This is a genomic window from Aquabacter cavernae, from assembly GCF_003993795.1.
Taxonomy (GTDB): Bacteria; Pseudomonadota; Alphaproteobacteria; order Rhizobiales; family Xanthobacteraceae; genus Aquabacter; species Aquabacter cavernae.
Genome location: NZ_RWKV01000004.1, coordinates 82,933 through 101,038, shown reverse-complemented (window position 1 = coordinate 101,038; position 18,106 = coordinate 82,933). Strand labels below are relative to the sequence as shown.

Sequence of the window (18,106 nt, the reverse complement as noted above, 5' to 3'; positions counted from 1 at the left end):
GCCCGTGCGTGCGTGGGGTCAGAGCGCGGCCAGCAGGCGGCGTCCCACGGCGGCGGCGCCCACGAGGCCGGGGGTGGGGTGAACCACCACCTGCACCGTGATGGAGGCGAGGTGCTCGTGATAGGGCGGATGCTCCTCGAACGCCTTGCGGAACGGGGAGGCGGCGAACAGCGGCGCCATGGCCGCGCCCACGCCGCCGGCGATGAACACCCCGCCGAGGGCGCGCACCAGCAGGCAATAGTCCCCCGTGATCCGGCCGAGAAGGCGCAGGAAGACGTGGCAGCTCTCCAATTCGCGGGCATGGCCGCCCAGCGCCGACTGGATGATGGCGTGGGAGGTGGCGGTCTCGCCGCTGAGGATCCGGTGCAGGCGCACGAGGCCGGGACCGGAGAGGACATGCTCCACGCTGACCGGACCCAGCTCGCGCACCAGATGGGCGACGATGCGGGCCTCGTCGGCGGTGACGGCGCCGAGCCGCACATGGCCGCCTTCGCCGGGCAGCACTTCGTAGGATTTCTTTTCGGGATGGGGAATGAGGGTGGCGGTGCCGAGCCCGGTTCCCGGTCCGCAGACCAGGATGGGTGCCCCCTCCTTGGCATGGCCCACGCCCACCTGGATCAGGTCGCTGCGCCCGAGGCTGCGCACCCCATGGGCCAGCGCGGCGAAGTCATTCAGCACGGCGAGCGCATCGAGGCCCAGGGCGCTGGCGAGGGCGGGCCGGCGGAAGCTCCAGGCCCGGTTGGTCATGCGCACATCGTCGCCGTCCACAGGGCCGGCGATGGCGAGCACGCCCGCCCGCGGCCGCTCACCGGAGAGCGAGCCGAGATAGGCTCCGAACATTTCCTCCAGGCTGCCATAGCCGTCATTGGGCTCGACCCTGACGTCGAACGCCGCGCCATCAAGCCCGGCGCGGGCGATACGGGTGGTGGTTCCGCCGATATCGGCCAGCAGGATGGTGGGGGGCATGGGGCATCCAGAGGTGAGACTGAACGCATCCCGGATTCCTGTGACCGAATCAAGGATCAGGAGCGATCATGTCTCAGGAAAATGCGTCGCAGGTCAGCTGGTTCCCCCATGCGGACGGCAATGGCGCGGGGGGCGCAGGGGCCTGGATCCCGCGGCGGTCCTTTCGCGTTCCCCCCGGTGGCGTCGGCGTCTCGCCTGCCGTAAGGTGCGCTTATGTGGCGGACACGGTGCGGGCGGGGCTGGAAAAGCCGCGCCGAAGACGTACATATCGGACATCCCCGGTCGGTCGGTCGTCGTAATGGCGTCCGCAAGCGGGGGGACGAGGCCGTAACCTGCGCCGTAAGGGGCGGGGATGGTCTCAGGGCGTGAATCTGGCGGGGCGGCAAGCCGGTCCGTCGCAGCATGGCGAAGCGCAGTGCTCGACATCTATACGATCATCTTCCTGGCTCTGGCCGTGTTCATCTTCATCCGGCTGCGGAGCGTGCTGGGTCAGCGGACCGGGCGCGAACGCCCGCCTTATGACCCCTATTCCCGCGACCAGGCCCGCCCGGTCCCGCCCGCGTCCGACAAGGTCGTCACGTTGCCCCAGCGCAACATGGACCTGCCGGGCCAGGTTCCCCCCGCGGACGACGAGGCCGAGCCGCCGCGCTTCCGCTGGGAAGGCGTTGCGCCGGAAGGCTCGCCCGTGGCTGATGCCCTCGACCAGATCGCCCAGGCCGAGCCCGGCTTCGACGCCAAGCATTTCCTCGTGGGCGCAAAGTCCGCCTACGAGATGATCGTGCTCGCCTTTGCCGGCGGCGATCGCCGCGCGCTCAAGGACCTGCTCTCCAAGGATGTCTATGACGGCTTCGTCGCGGCCATCTCCGAGCGCGAGGCCCGGGGCGAGACCATGGAATCGCGCTTCATCTCCATCGAGACGGCGGATCTCCTGGATGCCAGCGTGCGCCAGCGGACCGCGCAGGTGACGGTGCGCTTCGTCTCCAAGCTCATCACCGCCACCCGTGGGCGCGATGGCAGCGTGGTGGACGGCAGCCCCGACACGGTGGCGGATGTGACCGATGTGTGGACCTTCGCCCGCGACCTCGGCGCCCGCGACCCCAACTGGAAGCTGGTGGCCACCGAAGCCGCCGCCTGATCCGTCTTCAGGCCGACAAGGACACCGGAGCGGGATCGCCCGCCGCTCCGGCGCAGAAGCGGGCGAGCGTCGCGGCCAGATCCCGCGCCGCGCCCCCCGCCCCAGGCGCGAGGGCCAGCGCCAGTTCCGTGGGCGCGATGGGCGGCAGGCCCATATCCTCCAAAATCCGATGTTCCCCGGTCACGTTGCGCCGTGACAGCAGCGCGATGCCGAGGCCGCAGGCCAGCGCCGCCTGGAGCCCCATGAGGTTGGGGCTCTCATAGGCGATGCGCCAGCTGCGCCCCGCCGTCTCCAGCGCCCGGATGGCCCGGTTGCGATAGACGCAGCCGGGGGTGAAGGCCACCAGCGGCACCGGGTCGCCATCCGGCACGGGCAGGCCCGCGCCCGCGATCCAGACCGGCTGCTCCCGCCAGCTTGCCACTGCATCGCCCGCGCCCGGCTCGCGCTTGTAGAGCGCCACGTCCAGCGCGCCGCGCGCAAGGTCGGCGGCCAGTTCGCAGGACAGGGCACACCGCACCGAGAGCCGCACCGTCGGCCGCGCACGGGCGAACGCGCCCACCGCGCGGGTCAGCGCATCCAGGGCGAAATCATCGGGGATGCCGAGCCGGACCATGCCGCCGGACGGCTCGCCCACCGCCGCCTTGGCTTCCGCACTGAGGGCGAGCAGGCGCCGGGCATAGCCCAGAAGCCGTTCCCCTTCCTCCGTGGTGCGCACCGTGCGCCCCTCGCGGACCAGCAGCGGGCGGCCCACGCTCTCCTCCAGCCGCTTGATCTGCTGGCTGACGGTGGACTGGGTGCGGTGGACCCGTTCGGTGGCGCGGGTGAAGCCTCCGGCATCCACCACGCTCACGAAGGCCCGGAGCAATGCGAGGTCCAGCATGACCCATCCATTCGAAAATCGACTGACAACAGCCTAAAGATCGAATTTCTCAATGCAAGTGCGGCATGCTTTCCTTCCCCTGCGCCAGGACTTCCAAGGAGACGCGCAATGACCTACGCAGGGACCAAAGGGCTTCGGGGAGGAGCCTCCTCCATGCCCGACGCCTCGATGCCCGATGCTTCCGTGCCGAACGCTCCGCGCGCCGCCGCGCCGCGCCTCAACGCGACTCCGGGCCTCATCGCCCTGTTCTGCATCCTCTGGAGTTCCGCCTTCGCCGCGGGAAAGGTGGCGGTGGCCGATTGCCCGCCTTTGACGCTGCTGGCCACGCGGTTCCTCATGGCCGGCGCCATCCTGCTGACCGTCACCTTGGTCCTCGGACGCTTCAAGCGCCTGTCACTGCGCGAATGGGGGGCGCTGGCATTGGCCGGCACGCTGAACAACGCGCTCTATCTGGGCCTGAGCTTCAGCGGCCTTGCCACCGTCTCCTCCGCCTTCACCGCCGTGATCATCTCGGCCAATCCGCTGCTCACCGCCTTGGTGGCGGGGCCGATCCTGGGCGAGCGGCTCACGGTGCGCAAAGCCATCGGGCTGCTGCTGGGTTTCCTCGGCGTCATCGTCGTGCTGCGCTCGCGCCTGGCGGGCGGGCATGAGGCGCTGAGCGGCACGCTGCTGGTGCTGGCGGCGCTGGTGGCGCTCACGGCGGGCACGCTCACCTATAAGCGCTTCGGAACCTCCGCCGATCTGTTCCAGGCCAGCGGCATCCAGTGCCTGGCGGGTGCCTTGGCGCTCGGGCCGGTGGCGCTGTTCCTGGAGAATCCCGCGTCCGCCCATCTTTCGGCGGCGTTCCTGGGCTCGTTCGCCTATCTGGTGGTGGCGGTTTCCGTGGGCGGCTACACGCTCTGGTACTTCATCCTCAACCGCTCCAGCGCCACCGAGGCCACGGCGCTGCACTTCCTCATGCCGCCGCTGGGCCTGCTGTTCGGCTGGCTGCTGCTGGGCGAGCCGGTGCCCCTGCTGGATATCGTGGGCATCGTGCCCATCGCCGCCGGAATCTGGATGGTCACCCGCTGAAGGCTTGGTCCGCCAGGGTGCCGAGGCTTTCCGCATCGGCCCCGAGGGCGGCCAGCGTCTCGCCGATATGGGCGGGGAGGGGGGCCGAGACCGCCAGAGGCGGGCCGTTCTTGGCCACCGGCAGCACGATGCGGCGCGAATGGAGATGCAGAACCGGGCCGCCCGGCAGGCGCGAGGCGCCGCCATAGATGGAATCGCCCAGGATCGGCGTTCCCAGATGCGCCAGATGGGCGCGCAACTGGTGGGTGCGCCCCGTTATCGGGGAGAGGGCGAGAACCGCCAGCCCTTCGCCCCGATACAGCACGCGCCAGTCCGTCACCGCCTCCAGGGCGCCGGGACTGTTCTTCGGCACCGCCTGCATCCACCAGCCGCGATGGGGCGAGCGCTTGGCCAAGGGCTGGTCGATGCGCCCCGTCTCCTCCGGCGGCGCGCCGCGCGTGACCGCCAGATAGGTCTTGTCCACCCGCCCCTGCGCGAACAGGGCATTGAGCTGGGCGATGGCCTTGGGGTGGCGCCCCAGCACCAGGCAGCCGGACGTGTCCTTGTCCAGCCGGTGGGCCAGCTCCGGGCGGCGCGGCAGGCCGAAGCGCAACTCATCCAGCAAATCGTGCAGCGTCACCCCGCCCTTGGGGCCGGGATGGACCGGCAGGCCCGCGGGCTTGTCGAGCACGAGCGTCATCCCGTCGCGGTGGAGGATGCGGTCGGCGATGGCGTGGGAGGGTGTCATGACAAAAGGGGGCCGAAGGCGTGGAAAAAGCGGCGGAGACGCGCGTGTCGGATGCTTCCTTGGCCCAGCGCGCCGTCCGCGTCCAGCGCTTCCGGGAGGGGCGGCCCGCGCCGTGGCGGGGCGCACCGTCGCACGATTTTCATAATCGACATGTCACAAGCGCTATCCTACCGTTCTCAGAGTTTAGCGGAACCCGGCCATGGCCCATACAAGAAAGACCGAGCAGCGCCTGCTCACCGCCGATGAGATGGAATTCGTCGAGAAGGCGCGCCATCCCGTCCTGGCCACCCTGAGCCATGCGGACCTGCACGCGCTCATCCACCATCTGCGCGACCGTCGCGACCGCGCCCAGACCATCGCCAACAACCAGCGCCGGGCGCTGCGCGGCAAGGGCGGCCGGGGCGAGGTGACGTTCGAGAAGGCGGATTCCGGCAATCGCCAGAAGGCGTCCGTGCTCACCGACGCGCTCACCCGCGCGCGCCGCGAGATGACGCGCCGCGAGGCGGAGGACGCCCGCGAGGCGCTGATCCTGAACGCCCGCCGCGCGCTCGGCCTGAAGACGGCGGCCGGCTCCGCCGACCATCCCGGCGCGGGCCCGCACGCCAATGAAGGCATGCACGCCAAGCCGAAGACCCGCCTCGACCGCATCGGCAGCCGCTCCGGCGAAGCGGGCCGGGTGCGCAAGTTCGTGGCGGTGGCCCAGGCCAAGAAGGACGGCCGCTGAGCATCCGGGGGCCGGCTTCGGACCGGCCCCCGCCTTGCCTCAGCTCTGGACGAGGCCCAGGCGATAGGGATGGGCGGGATAGACGCCCAGGATGCGTAGTTCGCGGGAGAAGAAGGCCAGTTCCTCCAGCGCGAATTTCAGGCCCCGGTCGTCGGGGTGCCCGTCCACGTCCGCATAGAATTGCGTGGCCGTGAAGGCGCCGTCCATCTGGTAGGATTCCAGCTTGGTCATGTTGACGCCGTTGGTGGCGAAGCCGCCCAGCGCCTTGTAGAGCGCGGCGGGAACGTTGCGCACCCGGAACACGAAGCTGGTCACCACCGGCCCGTTGCCCGCCGGCGCCCACTCGCCTTCCCGGGCGAGGATGACGAAGCGCGTGGTGTTGTGGCTCTCGTCCTCGATATTCTCGGCCAGGATGTCGAGGCCGTAGAGTTCGGCGGCAAGCCGCGAGGCGATGGCCGCGCGGGTCACGTCCCTGGCCTCCGCGATCTCCCGCGCCGAGCCCGCCGTGTCCGCGCCGATCACCGGGGTGAGGCCCAGCGTGCGCAGCACCTTCCGGCATTGGCCGAGCGCCATCACATGGCTCTGGGCGCTCTTGATGGTGGAGAGGTTCGCGTCCTTCACGGCCATGAGCTGGTGCGACAAAGGCAGGAAGAACTCGCCGATGATGGCCAGGCTCGCCCGGGGCAGCAGGTGGTGGATATCAGCCACGCGCCCGGCGACGGAATTCTCGATGGGGATCATGGCGAGGTCGGCGCTGCCGCCCTCCACCGCTGCGAAACAATCCTCGAAGGTGGCGCAGGGCACCGCCTCATGGTCCGGATAGGTCTCGCGGCAGGCGATGTGGGAATTGGCGCCCGGCTCGCCCTGAAACACGATGCGGCGGCTCATCGGCCTCACGTCCTTGTTGTTGCTGCCGCGCATATCCACCCTCGCGGCGCCGATGTCCATACGGTCGGGGTCCGGACCGCGCGAAGCCGTTGCGATGCGTGGCATTGGGGCGCGGCCCCGACGGGTTGCACCCGTTCGGGCAACATGATTACTGTCCGGCAGGTTTAGCCCGCGCATGGCGCGGTGCCGCGATTTGCGCGCTGTGCTGGATAGAAAAAGTGGGGCTCCGAGGAGCGAAGCGCCGATGAATAGTTTTGAATTAAACAAGATCGCAGGAGCGGTGCTCGGGACGCTGACGCTGACCTTCGGCCTCGGCATCTTCTCGGAAATCCTGTTCGCTCCCGAAGCCCCCGCCAAGCCCGGCTACGACATCGTCGTTCCCGATGGGCCGAGCGAAGCCCAGGCGACGGCCGCGCCCGCCGTGCCGATCGAGGAATTGTTCGCCAAGGCGTCCATCGAGAAGGGCGCCAATGTCGCCAAGCGGTGCGGCTCCTGCCACAACTTCCAGGAAGGCGCCGGCGCCAAGGTCGGCCCCGACCTTTACGGCGTGGTGGACCGCCCCGTGGCGAGCGCCCCCGGCTTCGCCTATTCGGCGGCCATGAAGGCCCATGGCGGCAACTGGACGCCCCAGGAGCTCAACGCCTTCCTCGTCAATCCGAAGGCCGACATTCCCGGCACCGCCATGGCGTTCGCCGGCATTCCCAAGGAGACGGAGCGGGCGGACCTGATCGCCTATCTGAACTCCCTCTCCCACAATCCCAAGCCGCTGCCCACGGCTGCCGCCGCCCCCGCCGCTGCGCCTGCGGATGCCAAGCCTGCGGATTCCAAGCCCGCAGACGCCAAGCCTGCAGACGCCGCGCCCGCGCCTGCGGCCCCCGCCGCGCCGCCCACGGGCGATGCCGGCCAGTCCACCGCCCCGAAATGAGGCGGCGCCGGTTCGTCCGGCACAAGGGATGATCCATCGCGAGAGGGCCGGTCCTTGGGGGCCGGCCCTTTTCGTTTGGACCCTTGTCCACGGTGACGGCGGGCTTCTCACCTGATTTTGCGCGCCGCGCCGCCGTGCGCCTTTTTTCTGCCGTCGCGTCAGGGGTCATTATCGGCTATGGCGCTTTAGTCCCGTCGCGCCGATCCGGAGCCCGTTGATGCGTTTGTCCGCCCGCCGCTTCGCCTTCGCCCTGGCCCTCGTGCTCGGCACCGCCCCGGCCCTGGCACAGCAGGCGCCCGCCGCGTCCGAGACGCCCGCCGCCGCTCCGGCGGCGTCCGCGCCCTTCCGGTTCGCCACCTCGCTCATGGGCCAGCCGAAATATCCGCCGGACTTCAAGCATTTCGACTATGTGAATCCGAACGCCCCCAAGGGCGGGCTGGTGCGGTTCGCGGAATCCGGCACCTTCGACAGCTTCAACGCCATCGTGCCGCGCGGCGCGGTCTCGGCGGGCATCGGCCTCATCTATGACACGCTGACCACCCAGTCGCGGGACGAGGTGGCAACCGCCTATGGCCTGATCGCCGAGGGCCTGTCCTATCCGGAGGATTTCTCCTCCGTCACCTATCGCCTGCGCGCCGATGCCCGCTGGCATGACGGCAAGCCCATCACGCCCGAGGACGTGGTCTGGTCGTTCGATGTCATCACCAAGAACAGCCCGGGCCAGGCCTTCTATTATCGCCATGTGAAGGACGTGCAGAAGACCGGCGAGCGGGAGGTGACCTTCACCTTCGACCAGGGCGGAAACCGCGAGCTGCCGCAGATCGTCGGCGAGATGCTGGTGCTGCCCAAGCATTGGTGGACCGGCACCGACGGGGCCGGGAAGGCGCGCGACATCACCCAGGGCACCCTGGAGCCGCCGCTCGGGTCGGGCGCCTATCGTATCAAGTCCTTCGTGCCCGGCCGGAGCGTGAGCTACGAGCGCGTGAAGGATTATTGGGCCAAGGATCTGCCCGTGAATGTGGGCGCCAACAATTTCGACGACATCCGCTACGAATATTTCCGCGACGACACGGTGGAGCTGGAGGCGTTCAAGGCCGACCAGTACGACTTCCGCGTGGAAACCTCGGCGAAGAACTGGGCCACCGCCTATGACTTCCCCGCCAAGGCGGATGGCCGGGTGATCCTCGAAACCTTCGAGAACAAGGCCTCCGGCGTCATGCAGGCCTTCGTTCCCAATTTGCGCCGGGCCAAGTTCCAGGACCAGCGGGTGCGCCGCGCGCTCAATTATGCGCTCGATTTCGAGAGCATGAACCACACCCTGTTCTTCGACCAATATACCCGCATCAACAGCTACTTCTCGGGCACCGAGCTGGCCTCGTCCGGCCTGCCCACGGGCATGGAGCTGGAGATCCTGAACACCGTGAAGGACAAGGTGCCGCCGGAGGTGTTCACCAAGCCGTTCACCAATCCGGTGAACAAGGCGGAGGATGGGCGCCGGGCCAATCTGCGTGCCGCCTCCGAACTGCTCAAGCAGGCGGGCTATCAGGTGAAGGGCAAGCAATTGGTGGACGCGAAGGGCGAGCCCTTCACCATTGAGATCCTCATCAACAGCCCGCCCTTCGAGCGTGTGGCGTTGTTCTATAAGCCGGGCCTGGAGCGGCTGGGCATCGCCGTGTCGGTGCGGATGGTGGATTCCTCCCAATATATCAACCGCGTGCGGGCCCGCGACTTCGACATGATCATCGCCGCCTGGGGGCAGTCTCTCTCCCCCGGCAACGAGCAGCGCGATTCCTGGGGCTCGGAGAGCGCCAAGCGCGAGGGCTCGCGCAATTATGCGGGCATCGCCAATCCGGCGGTGGACGCGCTGATCGACAAGGTCATCTATGCCCGCTCGCGGGAGGAACTGGTGGCCTCCACCCAGGCGCTCGACCGGGTGCTGCTGTGGAACGACTATGTGGTGCCCGCCTGGACCCTGCGCTACACCCGCACGGCCCGCTGGGACCGCTTCAGCCGCCCGGAGACGCTGCCCAGATACAGCTATGAATTCCCCACCATCTGGTGGTGGGACGCGGCCAAGGCCGCCAAGGTCGGGGCGCCCCCCCAATGACGCAGGGCCTGCTCGCCCGCCGTAGCGTGCTGCGCCTCGCGGTTGCAGCGAGCGCGGCCGCGCTGTCCCGGAGCGCCTTCGCACAGGCCCCTGCACCGGACGCGGCCCAGGATGCGCCCGCGCCTGCATCGCCCGCGACGCCGCGACACGGCCTGTCCTCCTTCGGCGAGCTGAAATATCCGGCGGACTTCCGTCATTTCGACTATGTGAATCCGGCCGCGCCCAAGGGCGGCGCCTATTCGCTGATCGGCCCCACGGCGGCCTATAATCAGTCCTTCCAGACCTTCAATTCGCTGAACGGCTACATCCTGCGCGGCGACGCGGCGCAGGGGCTGGCGCTCAATTTCGATAGCCTCATGACGGGCGCGGCGGATGAGCCGGATTCGCTCTATGGCCTCGTGGCGCGCTCCGTCACCATTGAGGAGGGCGGGCAGCTTTATCGCTTCCGCCTGCGGCCGGAAGCCCGCTTCCATGACGGCACGCCGCTCACCGCCGAGGATGTGGCCTTCTCCCTCACCACGCTGAAAGCGTCGGGCCATCCCTTGATCCGGCAGGCGCTGCAGGAATTCATCGGGGCCGAGGCCGAGGCGCCGGACACGCTGGTGGCCCGCTTCACGCCCACCCGCCCCCGCGACGTGCCGCTCTATGTGGCGGGCCTGCCCATCTTCTCGAAGGCCTATTACGCCACGCGCCCCTTCGAGGAGACGACGCTGGATCCCCCGCTCGGCTCCGGGCCGTACAAGATCGGCCGGTTCGAGAGCGGGCGCTTCATCGAGCATGACCGCGTGCGCGACTATTGGGGCGCGGACCTGCCGGTCAATCGCGGGCGGTTCAACTTCGACACCGTGCGCTACGAATATTTCCGCGACCGCGACGTGGGCTTCGAGGCCTTCAAGGCGCGGGCCTATCTGTTCCGGCAGGAATTCACCTCCCGTGTCTGGGCCACCCAGTATGATTTCCCCGCCGTCGCCGATGGCCGGGTGAAGCGGGACGTGCTGCCGGACCATACGCCGTCCGGCGCGCAGGGCTGGTTCTTCAACACCCGCCGCCCGAAATTCGCGGACCGCAGGGTGCGCGAGGCGCTCTCCCTCGCCTTCGACTTCGAATGGACCAACAAGAACCTGATGTACGGCCAATATGACCGCACCGTCTCGTTCTTCCAGAATTCCGACCTCATGGCCTCCGGGCTGCCCGATGCGGCTGAGGAGGCGCTGCTGGCGCCCTATCGCGACCGCCTGCCGGCCGACGTATTCGGCGCGCCCTACGTGCCCCCGGTGGGCGACGGCTCCGGCCAGGACCGCGCCATGCTGCGCCGCGCCGCTGCGCTGCTGAAGGAGGCGGGCTATCAGGTGAACCAGGGGCGGCTGCTGGACCCGAAGGGCCAGCCGCTCACCATCGAGTTCCTGGACGATGACGGCTCCTTCGAGCGCCACACGTCGCGGCTCATCGCCAATCTGAAGGTGCTGGGCATCGAGGGCTCGTTCCGCATGGTGGATCCGGCCCAGTATCAGTCCCGCCTGAAGGATTTCGACTTCGACGTGGTGGTGCGGCGCTATTCGGTCTCGCTCAATCCCGGCGAGGAGCTGCGCGCCTTTTTCGGCAGCGAGGCGGCCCGCATGAAGGGGTCGAACAATCTGTCCGGCATTTCCGACCCCGCCGTGGACGGGCTGATCGCCGTGGCGCTGGCGGCGCAGACCCGCGCGGAACTGGTGACGGCCTGCCGCGCCCTCGACCGGGTGCTCCGCTCGGGCCGCTACTGGATCCCCCAATGGTATAAGCCGTCCCATTGGGTCGCCTATTGGGATGTGTACGAGCGGCCCCCCACCTTGCCAAAATACGCCATTGGCGTGCTCGATACGTGGTGGACGCGGCCGTCCGGCGCGAGCGCGCCGGCAAAGGGCGGCTGACCCCGCCGACGCCCGAACCTGGAGACCCGATGCTCGCTTATATCCTCCGTCGCATCGCCCTCATGATACCGACCATCCTCGGCATCATGCTGGTTTCCTTCGTGGTGATTCAGTTCGCGCCCGGCGGCCCCGTGGAGCGCGTCATCGCGCAACTGACCGGCGACGACGTGTCCGCTACCGCCCGCGTCTCGGGCCAGGGCGGCGATTTTGCGGGCGGGGCCATGGCGCCCGGCGGCGGCATGGACGCCTCGGCCTCCAAATATCGCGGCGCCCAGGGGCTCGACCCGAAATTCATCAAGGAGCTGGAGAAGCAGTTCGGCTTCGACAAGCCGGCCCATGAGCGCTTCTTCCAGATGATCTGGAACTATGCGCGCTTCGATTTCGGCCGGTCCTATTTCCGGGATATCGGCGTTCTCGACCTGATCGCCGAGAAGCTGCCGGTCTCCATCTCGCTCGGGCTCTGGATGACGCTGCTGACCTATCTCATCTCCATTCCGCTGGGCATCGCCAAGGCCATGCGGGACGGGACGCGGTTCGACATGTGGACCTCGGCGGTCATCATCGTGGGCTATGCGGTGCCCTCCTTCCTGTTCGCCATCCTGCTCATCATCCTGTTCGCGGGCGGCTCCTTCCTGGACTGGTTCCCCTTGCGCGGTCTCACCTCCGACAATTGGGCGCAGATGTCCTGGCCGGAGCGGATCCTGGACTATGGCTGGCATCTGGTGCTGCCGCTCACCTCCATGGTGCTGGGCGCCTTCGCCACCATGACCCTGCTCACCAAGAACTCGTTCCTGGAAGAGATCCGAAAGCAATATGTGACCACGGCCCGCATGAAGGGCCTGAGCGAGCGCAAGGTGCTCTACGGCCATGTGTTCCGGAACGCCATGCTCATCGTCATCGCCGGCTTTCCCGGCGCCTTCATCTCCGCCTTCTTCACCGGCTCGCTGCTGATCGAGACCATCTTCTCCCTGGACGGGCTGGGACTGCTGGGCTTCGAGAGCGTGCTCAACCGTGACTATCCGGTGGTGTTCGGCACGCTCTACATCTTCTCCCTGGCGGGCCTGATCGTCGGCCTTCTCTCCGATCTCACCTATATGATGGTCGATCCGCGCATCGACTTCGAGACGCGGGAGGTCTGAGCCGTGGACACCGTTGCGAGCCCGCAGGCCATCCCCGCCACCCCCGCGCCCCACAAGGCCTGGCTGTCGCCGCTCAATCGGCGACGCCTGCGCAATTTCCGCGGCAGCCGCCGGGGCTGGTGGTCCTTCGTCATTTTCATGGTGCTGTTCGTGCTGAGCCTGTTCGCCGAATTCCTGGCGAACGACCGGCCGGTCCTCGTGGAATATGACGGGGGCTATTACATGCCCGTCTTCCGGGACTATCCGGAGACCACGTTCGGCGGCGATTTCGAGACCACGGCGGATTATCGCGACCCGTATCTCCAGAAGCTGATCGCGGAGAAGGGCGGCTGGATGATCTGGCCGCCGGTGCGCTTCTCCTATTCCACCCACAATCTCGACCTGCCGACCCCCGCCCCCTCGCCGCCCACCTGGATGCTCACCGAGGCCCAGTGCAAGGCGGTGGCGGAGCGCAAGGGCCTGAGCGGCTGCTCGGCACTGGAATACAATTGGCTGGGAACCGACGACCAGGGCCGCGACGTGCTGGCGCGCCTCATCTACGGCTTCCGCATCTCGGTCCTGTTCGGGCTCGCCCTGACCCTCGTCTCCTCGGTGGTGGGCGTGGCGGCGGGTGCCGTGCAGGGCTATTTCGGCGGCTGGGTGGATCTCCTGTTCCAGCGTTTCATCGAGATCTGGAGTTCCATCCCCGCGCTCTATCTGCTGCTGATCATTTCCTCGGTGCTGGTGCCCGGCTTCTGGGTGCTGCTGGGCATCCTGCTATTGTTCTCATGGGTGTCGCTGGTGGGGCTGGTGCGTGCGGAATTCCTGCGGGCGCGGAACTTCGAATATGTGCAGGCGGCCCGCGCGCTGGGGGTGGGCGACTTCACCATCATGATGCGCCACCTTCTGCCCAACGCCATGGTGGCGACGCTCACCTTCCTGCCCTTCATCCTGTCCTCGTCGGTGATGACGCTCACCGCGCTCGACTTCCTCGGCTTCGGCCTGCCGCCGGGCTCGCCGTCGCTGGGCGAGCTTCTGGCGCAGGGCAAGGCCAATGTGCAGGCGCCCTGGCTCGGCCTCACCGGCTTCTTCACCGTGGCGCTCATGCTGAGCCTGCTCATCTTCATCGGCGAGGCCGTCCGCGACGCCTTCGACCCCCGCAAGACCTTCGCGTGATGTGATAGGATTGCGGATGGAGAGCGCGCCATGAACAAGGTCGTCCGCGAGCATTACCCGGTGGAAAAGCTGCCTGATGACCTGCGGGAGGGATTTCCCGCGGGGGCGAAGGTGACCGTTACGCTTGAGGATGATGCGATGTCCGCCGACCTCTTTAAGCAACAAGTCGATGAGATTCTTCGCAATCCGAAGCCGATGACGCTCACGGAAGCCCGCGCGCTTGTGGGTGAGCGCGGGACGACGGCCGAAGAAGCGGTACAGCGCATTCGCTCTCTGCGTGACGAGTGGGATGCGTGATCCGTGCAGCTTTATTTCGATGCCAATGCCCTGATCCAGGCGGTGGAGAAATCGGACCGGGAAGCACATGCCTTTGCGGACATCATCCAGGGCGCATCACGCCAAGGACTGAAATGCGTGTCCAGCGAGTTGTCCTTGGCTGAGCTTCTCGTCGTCCCGCTTCGCAATGCAGACCTTCCGCTGATCGCGGCCTTCAGCAATCTGCTGTCCGGCACCGGGGATGCGCAGTTCTTCACCGTGCCGGTTTCCCGGGACGTCCTGCTGCAGGCGGCACGCATTCGTGCGGAGGGCGGCCAGGGATTGAAGCTTCCCGACGCGATCCATCTCGCGACCGCCGAGCTTTCCGGCTGCACGCATATCATCAGCGGCGACAAGCGTTTGTCCCGCCACACACGCTTGCCGGTCTGGGACCCGATCGGCGCGGACCTCCCTGCATTCATCGGGTTGCTGTCATGACCGTCACTCCCCTCCTTTCCGTCCAGGACCTCTCCGTCGCCTTCCGCCGGGAGGGGGGCGAGGCGCTGGCGGTGGACAAGGTCTCGTTCGACGTGAAGCCGGGCGAGACGGTGGCGCTGGTGGGCGAATCCGGCTCCGGCAAGTCGGTCACGGCCCTGTCCGTGCTCAAGCTGCTGCCCTATCCCAGCGCGAGCCACCCCTCGGGGCGCATCCTGTTCAAGGGGCGCGACCTGCTCCAGCTTCCCGAGCCCGATCTGCGCGCGGTGCGGGGCAATGACGTGACCATGGTGTTCCAGGAACCCATGAGTTCCCTGAACCCGCTCCACACCATCGAGAAGCAGATCGGCGAGATGCTTCTGCTGCACACGTCCATCACCGGACGGGCGGTGCAGGCGCGCATCGTGGAATTGCTGCACGAAGTGGGCATTCCCGATCCGGAAAGCCGCCTGTCGGCCTATCCGCACCAATTGTCCGGCGGCCAGCGCCAGCGCGTCATGATCGCCATGGCGCTCGCCAACGAGCCGGACCTGCTCATCGCCGACGAGCCCACCACAGCCCTCGACGTGACCGTGCAGGCGCAGATCCTCAAGCTGCTGAAGCAGCTTCAGGCGCGGCTCGGCATGGCCATGCTGTTCATCACCCATGACCTGGGCATCGTGCGCAAGATCGCCGACCGGGTGTGCGTGATGCAGAAGGGGCGGATCGTGGAGCAGGGGGAAGCGGAGGCCACCTTCCGGGCGCCCCAGCACCCTTATACCCAGGCCCTGCTGCGGGCCGAGCCCAAGCCCGATCCCGCCCCCGCCTCTCCCGATGCGCCGGTCATGGTGGCGGCGGAAGATTTGAAGGTCCATTTCCCCATCAAGCGCGGCATCATGCGGCGCACCATCGGCCATGTGAAGGCGGTGGACGGGGTCAGCGTCTCCATCCACCAGGGCGAGACGCTGGGCGTGGTGGGCGAATCCGGCTCCGGCAAGACCACGCTGGGCCTTGCTTTGCTGCGGCTCATCTCCAGCAAGGGGCCCATCCTGTTCCTCGGGCAGCGCATCGACGGGCTGAAGTCCGCCGGCATGCGGCCCCTGCGGCGGGACATGCAGGTGGTGTTCCAGGACCCCTATGGCGCGCTGTCGCCCCGCATGTCGGTGGAAGACATCGTGGGGGAGGGCCTCGCCGTCCACCAGAAGGGCCTGTCGCCCCAGGACCTGGAGGCGCGGGTGATTGCGGCGCTCACCGATGTGGGCCTCGATCCCGAAAGCCGCCACCGCTATCCGCACGAATTCTCGGGTGGGCAGCGCCAGCGCATCTCCATCGCCCGCGCCATGGCGCTGGAGCCGTCCTTCGTGGTGCTGGACGAGCCCACCAGCGCGCTGGACATGCTGGTCCAGGCGCAGATCGTGGACCTGCTGCGCGCGCTCCAGAAGAAGCGCAACCTCACCTACATGTTCATCTCCCACGACCTGCGGGTGGTTTCCGCTTTGGCGAGCCGCATCCTGGTGATGCGCCACGGCAAGGTGGTGGAGGAGGGGCCGGCGCGCGACGTGTTCGAGCGGCCGCGCGAGGACTACACCAAGGCCCTGTTCGCCGCCGCCTTCAACCTGGACACCGCCCATGCGGGCGTCGTCTCCCAGTGAGTTCTGACGGCCCGAAGGGCGATGCGCCCGCCGATGTGGTGCTGGGCGCGCCCAAGGTGCTGGCGGATGCTTTCCTCGGCTATGAAACCTATGAGATCCACCTGTCCCATCCCGGCGGTGGGCAGAGCGTGCTGAAGCGCGATGTGGTGCGCATGGGGCCGGTGGTGGGCATCCTGTGCGTCGATCCGGCCGCAGGCTGCGTGGTGCTCATCCGCCAGTTCCGTCTCTCCGCCCATTTTGCCACCGGGCGGGGCGACATGATCGAGCTGCCCGCCGGGCGGGTGGAGGCGGGCGAGGACATCGAGGCCGCCGCCCGCCGCGAATGCGCGGAGGAGACCGGCCTGACGCCGCTGCGCATGCGGCGCATGTTCGATGTGATGCCGTCGCCCGGCGTGCTCGACGAATATGGGACGCTCTATCTGGCGGACGTGGAGTCCACCCTGCTGCCGGAGCGGGCGGGCCTTGCCGACGAGAACGAGGTGACCCACCCCTTCGCCTTGCCCCTGGACGACGCCTTCCGCCTGCTGGAGGAGGGGCGCTGCTATAACGGCTATCTGGTCATGGCCCTGCAATGGCTGGCGCTCAATCGCGCCACGCTCGGGCTCTGAGCCCGGCAGGCATCGGCATCAGGAGCGCGGTGCGGGCCTGAAATCGTCCATGTCGAACCGCGCCACGTCTTCCAGCAAGGCGAGAAAGCCCTCGACCCCATGGGATATGGCCGCTTCGCCCATGGCGGCGGTGGCGGCCGCCGCATTCCCCATGGCGCCGGACGGGTGCAGGTCCTCGCTCATCCAGCCGAACCCCACCGGATGGTTGGCGCGCAGCACGGCGAAGCGTTCTTCCATGGCGCGGCTGAAGGGCACGAAGTCGCGCGCCTCCTCCATGCGCACGAGGTCCGGGCGGAAGGCCAGCATCAAGGCGGTCTCGATGGTCCCGCCATGGATGCCATGGGCGCGCTCCTGCGCCGTGAACAGACCCTCGGGATAGCCGAAGCGGTGCATGGAGGCGGTGATCGCCAGCATGGCGTGCCGCTCGCGCAGGCGCCGGGCCAGGATGTCGATGACCGGCACGTTGCCGCCATGGGTGTTGAGGATGACAAGGCGCCTGATGCCCACCGCATGCACCTGCGCGCAGATCTCGCCCCAGGCGGCCAGAGCGGTCTCCGGCGAAAGGCTGAGGGTGCCGGGAAACGAGAGGTGCTCCGCCGAGGCGCCGACCGCCTGGACCGGCAGGACCAGGACCGGCCGACCGGCAAGGCGCGCATTGATGCGGGCCACATAGCCCTCGGCAATGGCGAGATCGGTGCCCACGGGCAGATGCGGGCCGTGCTGCTCCACGGCGGCGACCGGCAGGATGGCGATGGCCTGCGCGGTGTCCAGCGTCGCCATTTCGCGTGTGGTGAGATCGGCCCAATATGGCATCGTGGTCTTCGCCTTTGTGCCTTGTTCCCGCGCCGGGGGCGGAAATGTCAAGATCGTGCTCCGCCTTCGCAAAATTGTAAGCCGGCGCGTGGATAAGTACGCTGCGTCGCGCATGGTCGCGGGCGCATGGAGGCGTTCGGGGGCGCCCCGGCCGCCAAGGGGGATGGGATGAAGGATCCGATTGCCAAGTCCATCGGCTATCGCCTCACGCATACGGCACGCCTGCAAAAGGCCCTGTCGGCGCGCCTTCTGGCGGATCTCGGGCTGTTTCCCGGCCAGGAGGCGGTCCTGAAGCTCCTGGTGGAGCAGGACGGGCGCACCATGGGCGATCTCGCCGGGGCGCTGCGGGTTCGCCCGCCGACCGCGTCCAAGACCATTGCCCGGCTCACAAACCAGGGCCTGGTGGAACGCAAGGCCACGGACGGCGACGGGCGGCTGGTGCGCGTCTACCTGACCGATGCCGGGCGCGAGCGCGGCGGGTCCATCGACCGCATCTGGGAGGCCCTGGAGGCCGAGATGGTGGCCGGCCTCGACAACAAGGAACGCAAGCGCCTGCGCAAGCTGCTGCGCAAGGTGGAGAAGAATCTCGCCCAGCGCCTCGGCACGGACGGCGGCGTGGATGACGAAGGCGAGGCGGGCGAAGAGGACGACGAGGGCTGATCCCGGAAGGCTCCGGCTTT

Annotated in this window: 18 protein-coding genes; 13 read left to right on the top strand and 5 right to left on the bottom strand. The window is 68.0% G+C overall.

The genetic code is table 11. From position 1 onward, the window contains the following. Positions 1-18: 18 nt before the first annotated feature. Complete coding sequence (locus EJJ38_RS03655) at positions 19-966, bottom strand: glucokinase (RefSeq protein WP_127088762.1); 948 nt, start codon at positions 964-966, stop codon at positions 19-21. A 415-nt stretch (positions 967-1,381) separates the two neighbouring features. On the opposite strand from EJJ38_RS03655, the gene EJJ38_RS03650 reads away from it, so the two are divergent. Next, positions 1,382-2,101 carry a Tim44/TimA family putative adaptor protein gene (locus EJJ38_RS03650; RefSeq protein WP_245454093.1) on the top strand — a complete coding sequence of 240 codons (720 nt, stop codon included), beginning with the start codon at positions 1,382-1,384 and terminating at the stop codon, positions 2,099-2,101. A gap of 7 nt (positions 2,102-2,108) precedes the next feature. Here the strand turns inward: EJJ38_RS03650 and EJJ38_RS03645 are convergent, their stop codons facing one another. Further along, positions 2,109-2,981: a LysR substrate-binding domain-containing protein gene (locus tag EJJ38_RS03645; RefSeq protein WP_127088760.1), complete on the bottom strand. Its 873-nt coding sequence runs from the start codon at positions 2,979-2,981 to the stop codon at positions 2,109-2,111. A 153-nt stretch (positions 2,982-3,134) separates the two neighbouring features. Here EJJ38_RS03645 and EJJ38_RS03640 point away from each other — a divergent pair, with 153 nt between their 5' ends. Next, the gene (locus EJJ38_RS03640; protein ID WP_205666095.1) at positions 3,135-4,052 is read left to right on the top strand and encodes a DMT family transporter; all 918 of its coding nucleotides are present in this window, start codon (positions 3,135-3,137) and stop codon (positions 4,050-4,052) included. On the opposite strand, the gene EJJ38_RS03635 is transcribed toward EJJ38_RS03640, so the two are convergent. Beyond that, complete coding sequence (locus EJJ38_RS03635; RefSeq protein WP_127088759.1) at positions 4,042-4,779, bottom strand: RluA family pseudouridine synthase; 738 nt, start codon at positions 4,777-4,779, stop codon at positions 4,042-4,044. The genes EJJ38_RS03640 and EJJ38_RS03635 overlap by 11 nt on opposite strands. A gap of 199 nt (positions 4,780-4,978) precedes the next feature. Here EJJ38_RS03635 and EJJ38_RS03630 point away from each other — a divergent pair, with 199 nt between their 5' ends. Beyond that, positions 4,979-5,503, top strand: coding sequence for a hypothetical protein (locus tag EJJ38_RS03630; RefSeq protein ID WP_127088758.1), 525 nt, complete (start codon positions 4,979-4,981; stop codon positions 5,501-5,503). Between the two features lie 39 nt (positions 5,504-5,542). On the opposite strand, the gene EJJ38_RS03625 is transcribed toward EJJ38_RS03630, so the two are convergent. Further along, positions 5,543-6,391, bottom strand: coding sequence for a prephenate dehydratase (locus EJJ38_RS03625; protein WP_127088757.1), 849 nt, complete (start codon positions 6,389-6,391; stop codon positions 5,543-5,545). A 244-nt stretch (positions 6,392-6,635) separates the two neighbouring features. On the opposite strand from EJJ38_RS03625, the gene EJJ38_RS03620 reads away from it, so the two are divergent. The 9 genes from EJJ38_RS03620 (at position 6,636) to EJJ38_RS03580 (ending at position 16,613) form a co-directional block, all read left to right on the top strand. Then, entirely contained in the window at positions 6,636-7,316 is a 681-nt protein-coding gene (locus tag EJJ38_RS03620) for a c-type cytochrome (RefSeq protein WP_127088756.1), read from the top strand. A 217-nt stretch (positions 7,317-7,533) separates the two neighbouring features. Next, positions 7,534-9,423 carry an extracellular solute-binding protein gene (locus EJJ38_RS03615; protein ID WP_127088755.1) on the top strand — a complete coding sequence of 630 codons (1,890 nt, stop codon included), beginning with the start codon at positions 7,534-7,536 and terminating at the stop codon, positions 9,421-9,423. After that, on the top strand, positions 9,420-11,330 hold the full coding sequence (locus EJJ38_RS03610) for an extracellular solute-binding protein (RefSeq protein ID WP_127088754.1): 1,911 nt from the start codon (positions 9,420-9,422) through the stop codon (positions 11,328-11,330). Before EJJ38_RS03615 ends, EJJ38_RS03610 begins: the two co-directional genes overlap by 4 nt. 29 nt (positions 11,331-11,359) lie before the next feature. Then, positions 11,360-12,469 (top strand): microcin C ABC transporter permease YejB, encoded by a 1,110-nt coding sequence (locus EJJ38_RS03605; RefSeq protein ID WP_127088753.1) that lies wholly within the window; start codon positions 11,360-11,362, stop codon positions 12,467-12,469. A 3-nt stretch (positions 12,470-12,472) separates the two neighbouring features. Continuing rightward, on the top strand, positions 12,473-13,624 hold the full coding sequence (locus tag EJJ38_RS03600) for an ABC transporter permease (RefSeq protein WP_127088752.1): 1,152 nt from the start codon (positions 12,473-12,475) through the stop codon (positions 13,622-13,624). A gap of 30 nt (positions 13,625-13,654) precedes the next feature. Then, entirely contained in the window at positions 13,655-13,921 is a 267-nt protein-coding gene (locus tag EJJ38_RS03595; RefSeq protein WP_127088751.1) for a hypothetical protein, read from the top strand. Positions 13,922-13,924: 3 nt separating this feature from the next. Further along, positions 13,925-14,377, top strand: coding sequence for a type II toxin-antitoxin system VapC family toxin (locus EJJ38_RS03590; RefSeq protein ID WP_127088750.1), 453 nt, complete (start codon positions 13,925-13,927; stop codon positions 14,375-14,377). Beyond that, the gene (locus EJJ38_RS03585; RefSeq protein WP_127088749.1) at positions 14,374-16,005 is read left to right on the top strand and encodes an ABC transporter ATP-binding protein; all 1,632 of its coding nucleotides are present in this window, start codon (positions 14,374-14,376) and stop codon (positions 16,003-16,005) included. The genes EJJ38_RS03590 and EJJ38_RS03585 overlap by 4 nt, the downstream gene beginning before the upstream one ends. Then, positions 16,002-16,613: an NUDIX domain-containing protein gene (locus EJJ38_RS03580; protein WP_127088748.1), complete on the top strand. Its 612-nt coding sequence runs from the start codon at positions 16,002-16,004 to the stop codon at positions 16,611-16,613. Before EJJ38_RS03585 ends, EJJ38_RS03580 begins: the two co-directional genes overlap by 4 nt. Before the next feature lie 18 nt (positions 16,614-16,631). Here EJJ38_RS03580 and EJJ38_RS03575 read toward each other — a convergent pair whose 3' ends face one another. Beyond that, complete coding sequence (locus tag EJJ38_RS03575) at positions 16,632-17,426, bottom strand: creatininase family protein (protein ID WP_127088747.1); 795 nt, start codon at positions 17,424-17,426, stop codon at positions 16,632-16,634. A 168-nt stretch (positions 17,427-17,594) separates the two neighbouring features. Here EJJ38_RS03575 and EJJ38_RS03570 point away from each other — a divergent pair, with 168 nt between their 5' ends. After that, a complete protein-coding gene (locus EJJ38_RS03570) occupies positions 17,595-18,086 on the top strand; it encodes a MarR family winged helix-turn-helix transcriptional regulator (protein WP_127088746.1) in 492 nt (163 codons plus the stop codon). The last annotated feature ends 20 nt before the right edge of the window (positions 18,087-18,106 follow it).

What these genes read in the sequence shown, in the direction of transcription:
- EJJ38_RS03655 (WP_127088762.1), bottom strand. Translation starts at nt 966, where the DNA reads ATGCCCCCCACCATCCTGCTGGCCGATATCGGCGGAACCACCACCCGT.
- EJJ38_RS03645 (WP_127088760.1), bottom strand. Translation starts at nt 2,981, where the DNA reads ATGCTGGACCTCGCATTGCTCCGGGCCTTCGTGAGCGTGGTGGATGCC.
- EJJ38_RS03640 (WP_205666095.1), top strand. Translation starts at nt 3,135, where the DNA reads ATGCCCGACGCCTCGATGCCCGATGCTTCCGTGCCGAACGCTCCGCGC.
- EJJ38_RS03635 (WP_127088759.1), bottom strand. Translation starts at nt 4,779, where the DNA reads ATGACACCCTCCCACGCCATCGCCGACCGCATCCTCCACCGCGACGGG.
- EJJ38_RS03630 (WP_127088758.1), top strand. Translation starts at nt 4,979, where the DNA reads ATGGCCCATACAAGAAAGACCGAGCAGCGCCTGCTCACCGCCGATGAG.
- EJJ38_RS03625 (WP_127088757.1), bottom strand. Translation starts at nt 6,391, where the DNA reads ATGAGCCGCCGCATCGTGTTTCAGGGCGAGCCGGGCGCCAATTCCCAC.
- EJJ38_RS03620 (WP_127088756.1), top strand. Translation starts at nt 6,636, where the DNA reads ATGAATAGTTTTGAATTAAACAAGATCGCAGGAGCGGTGCTCGGGACG.
- EJJ38_RS03615 (WP_127088755.1), top strand. Translation starts at nt 7,534, where the DNA reads ATGCGTTTGTCCGCCCGCCGCTTCGCCTTCGCCCTGGCCCTCGTGCTC.
- EJJ38_RS03610 (WP_127088754.1), top strand. Translation starts at nt 9,420, where the DNA reads ATGACGCAGGGCCTGCTCGCCCGCCGTAGCGTGCTGCGCCTCGCGGTT.
- EJJ38_RS03605 (WP_127088753.1), top strand. Translation starts at nt 11,360, where the DNA reads ATGCTCGCTTATATCCTCCGTCGCATCGCCCTCATGATACCGACCATC.
- EJJ38_RS03595 (WP_127088751.1), top strand. Translation starts at nt 13,655, where the DNA reads ATGAACAAGGTCGTCCGCGAGCATTACCCGGTGGAAAAGCTGCCTGAT.
- EJJ38_RS03585 (WP_127088749.1), top strand. Translation starts at nt 14,374, where the DNA reads ATGACCGTCACTCCCCTCCTTTCCGTCCAGGACCTCTCCGTCGCCTTC.
- EJJ38_RS03575 (WP_127088747.1), bottom strand. Translation starts at nt 17,426, where the DNA reads ATGCCATATTGGGCCGATCTCACCACACGCGAAATGGCGACGCTGGAC.
- EJJ38_RS03570 (WP_127088746.1), top strand. Translation starts at nt 17,595, where the DNA reads ATGAAGGATCCGATTGCCAAGTCCATCGGCTATCGCCTCACGCATACG.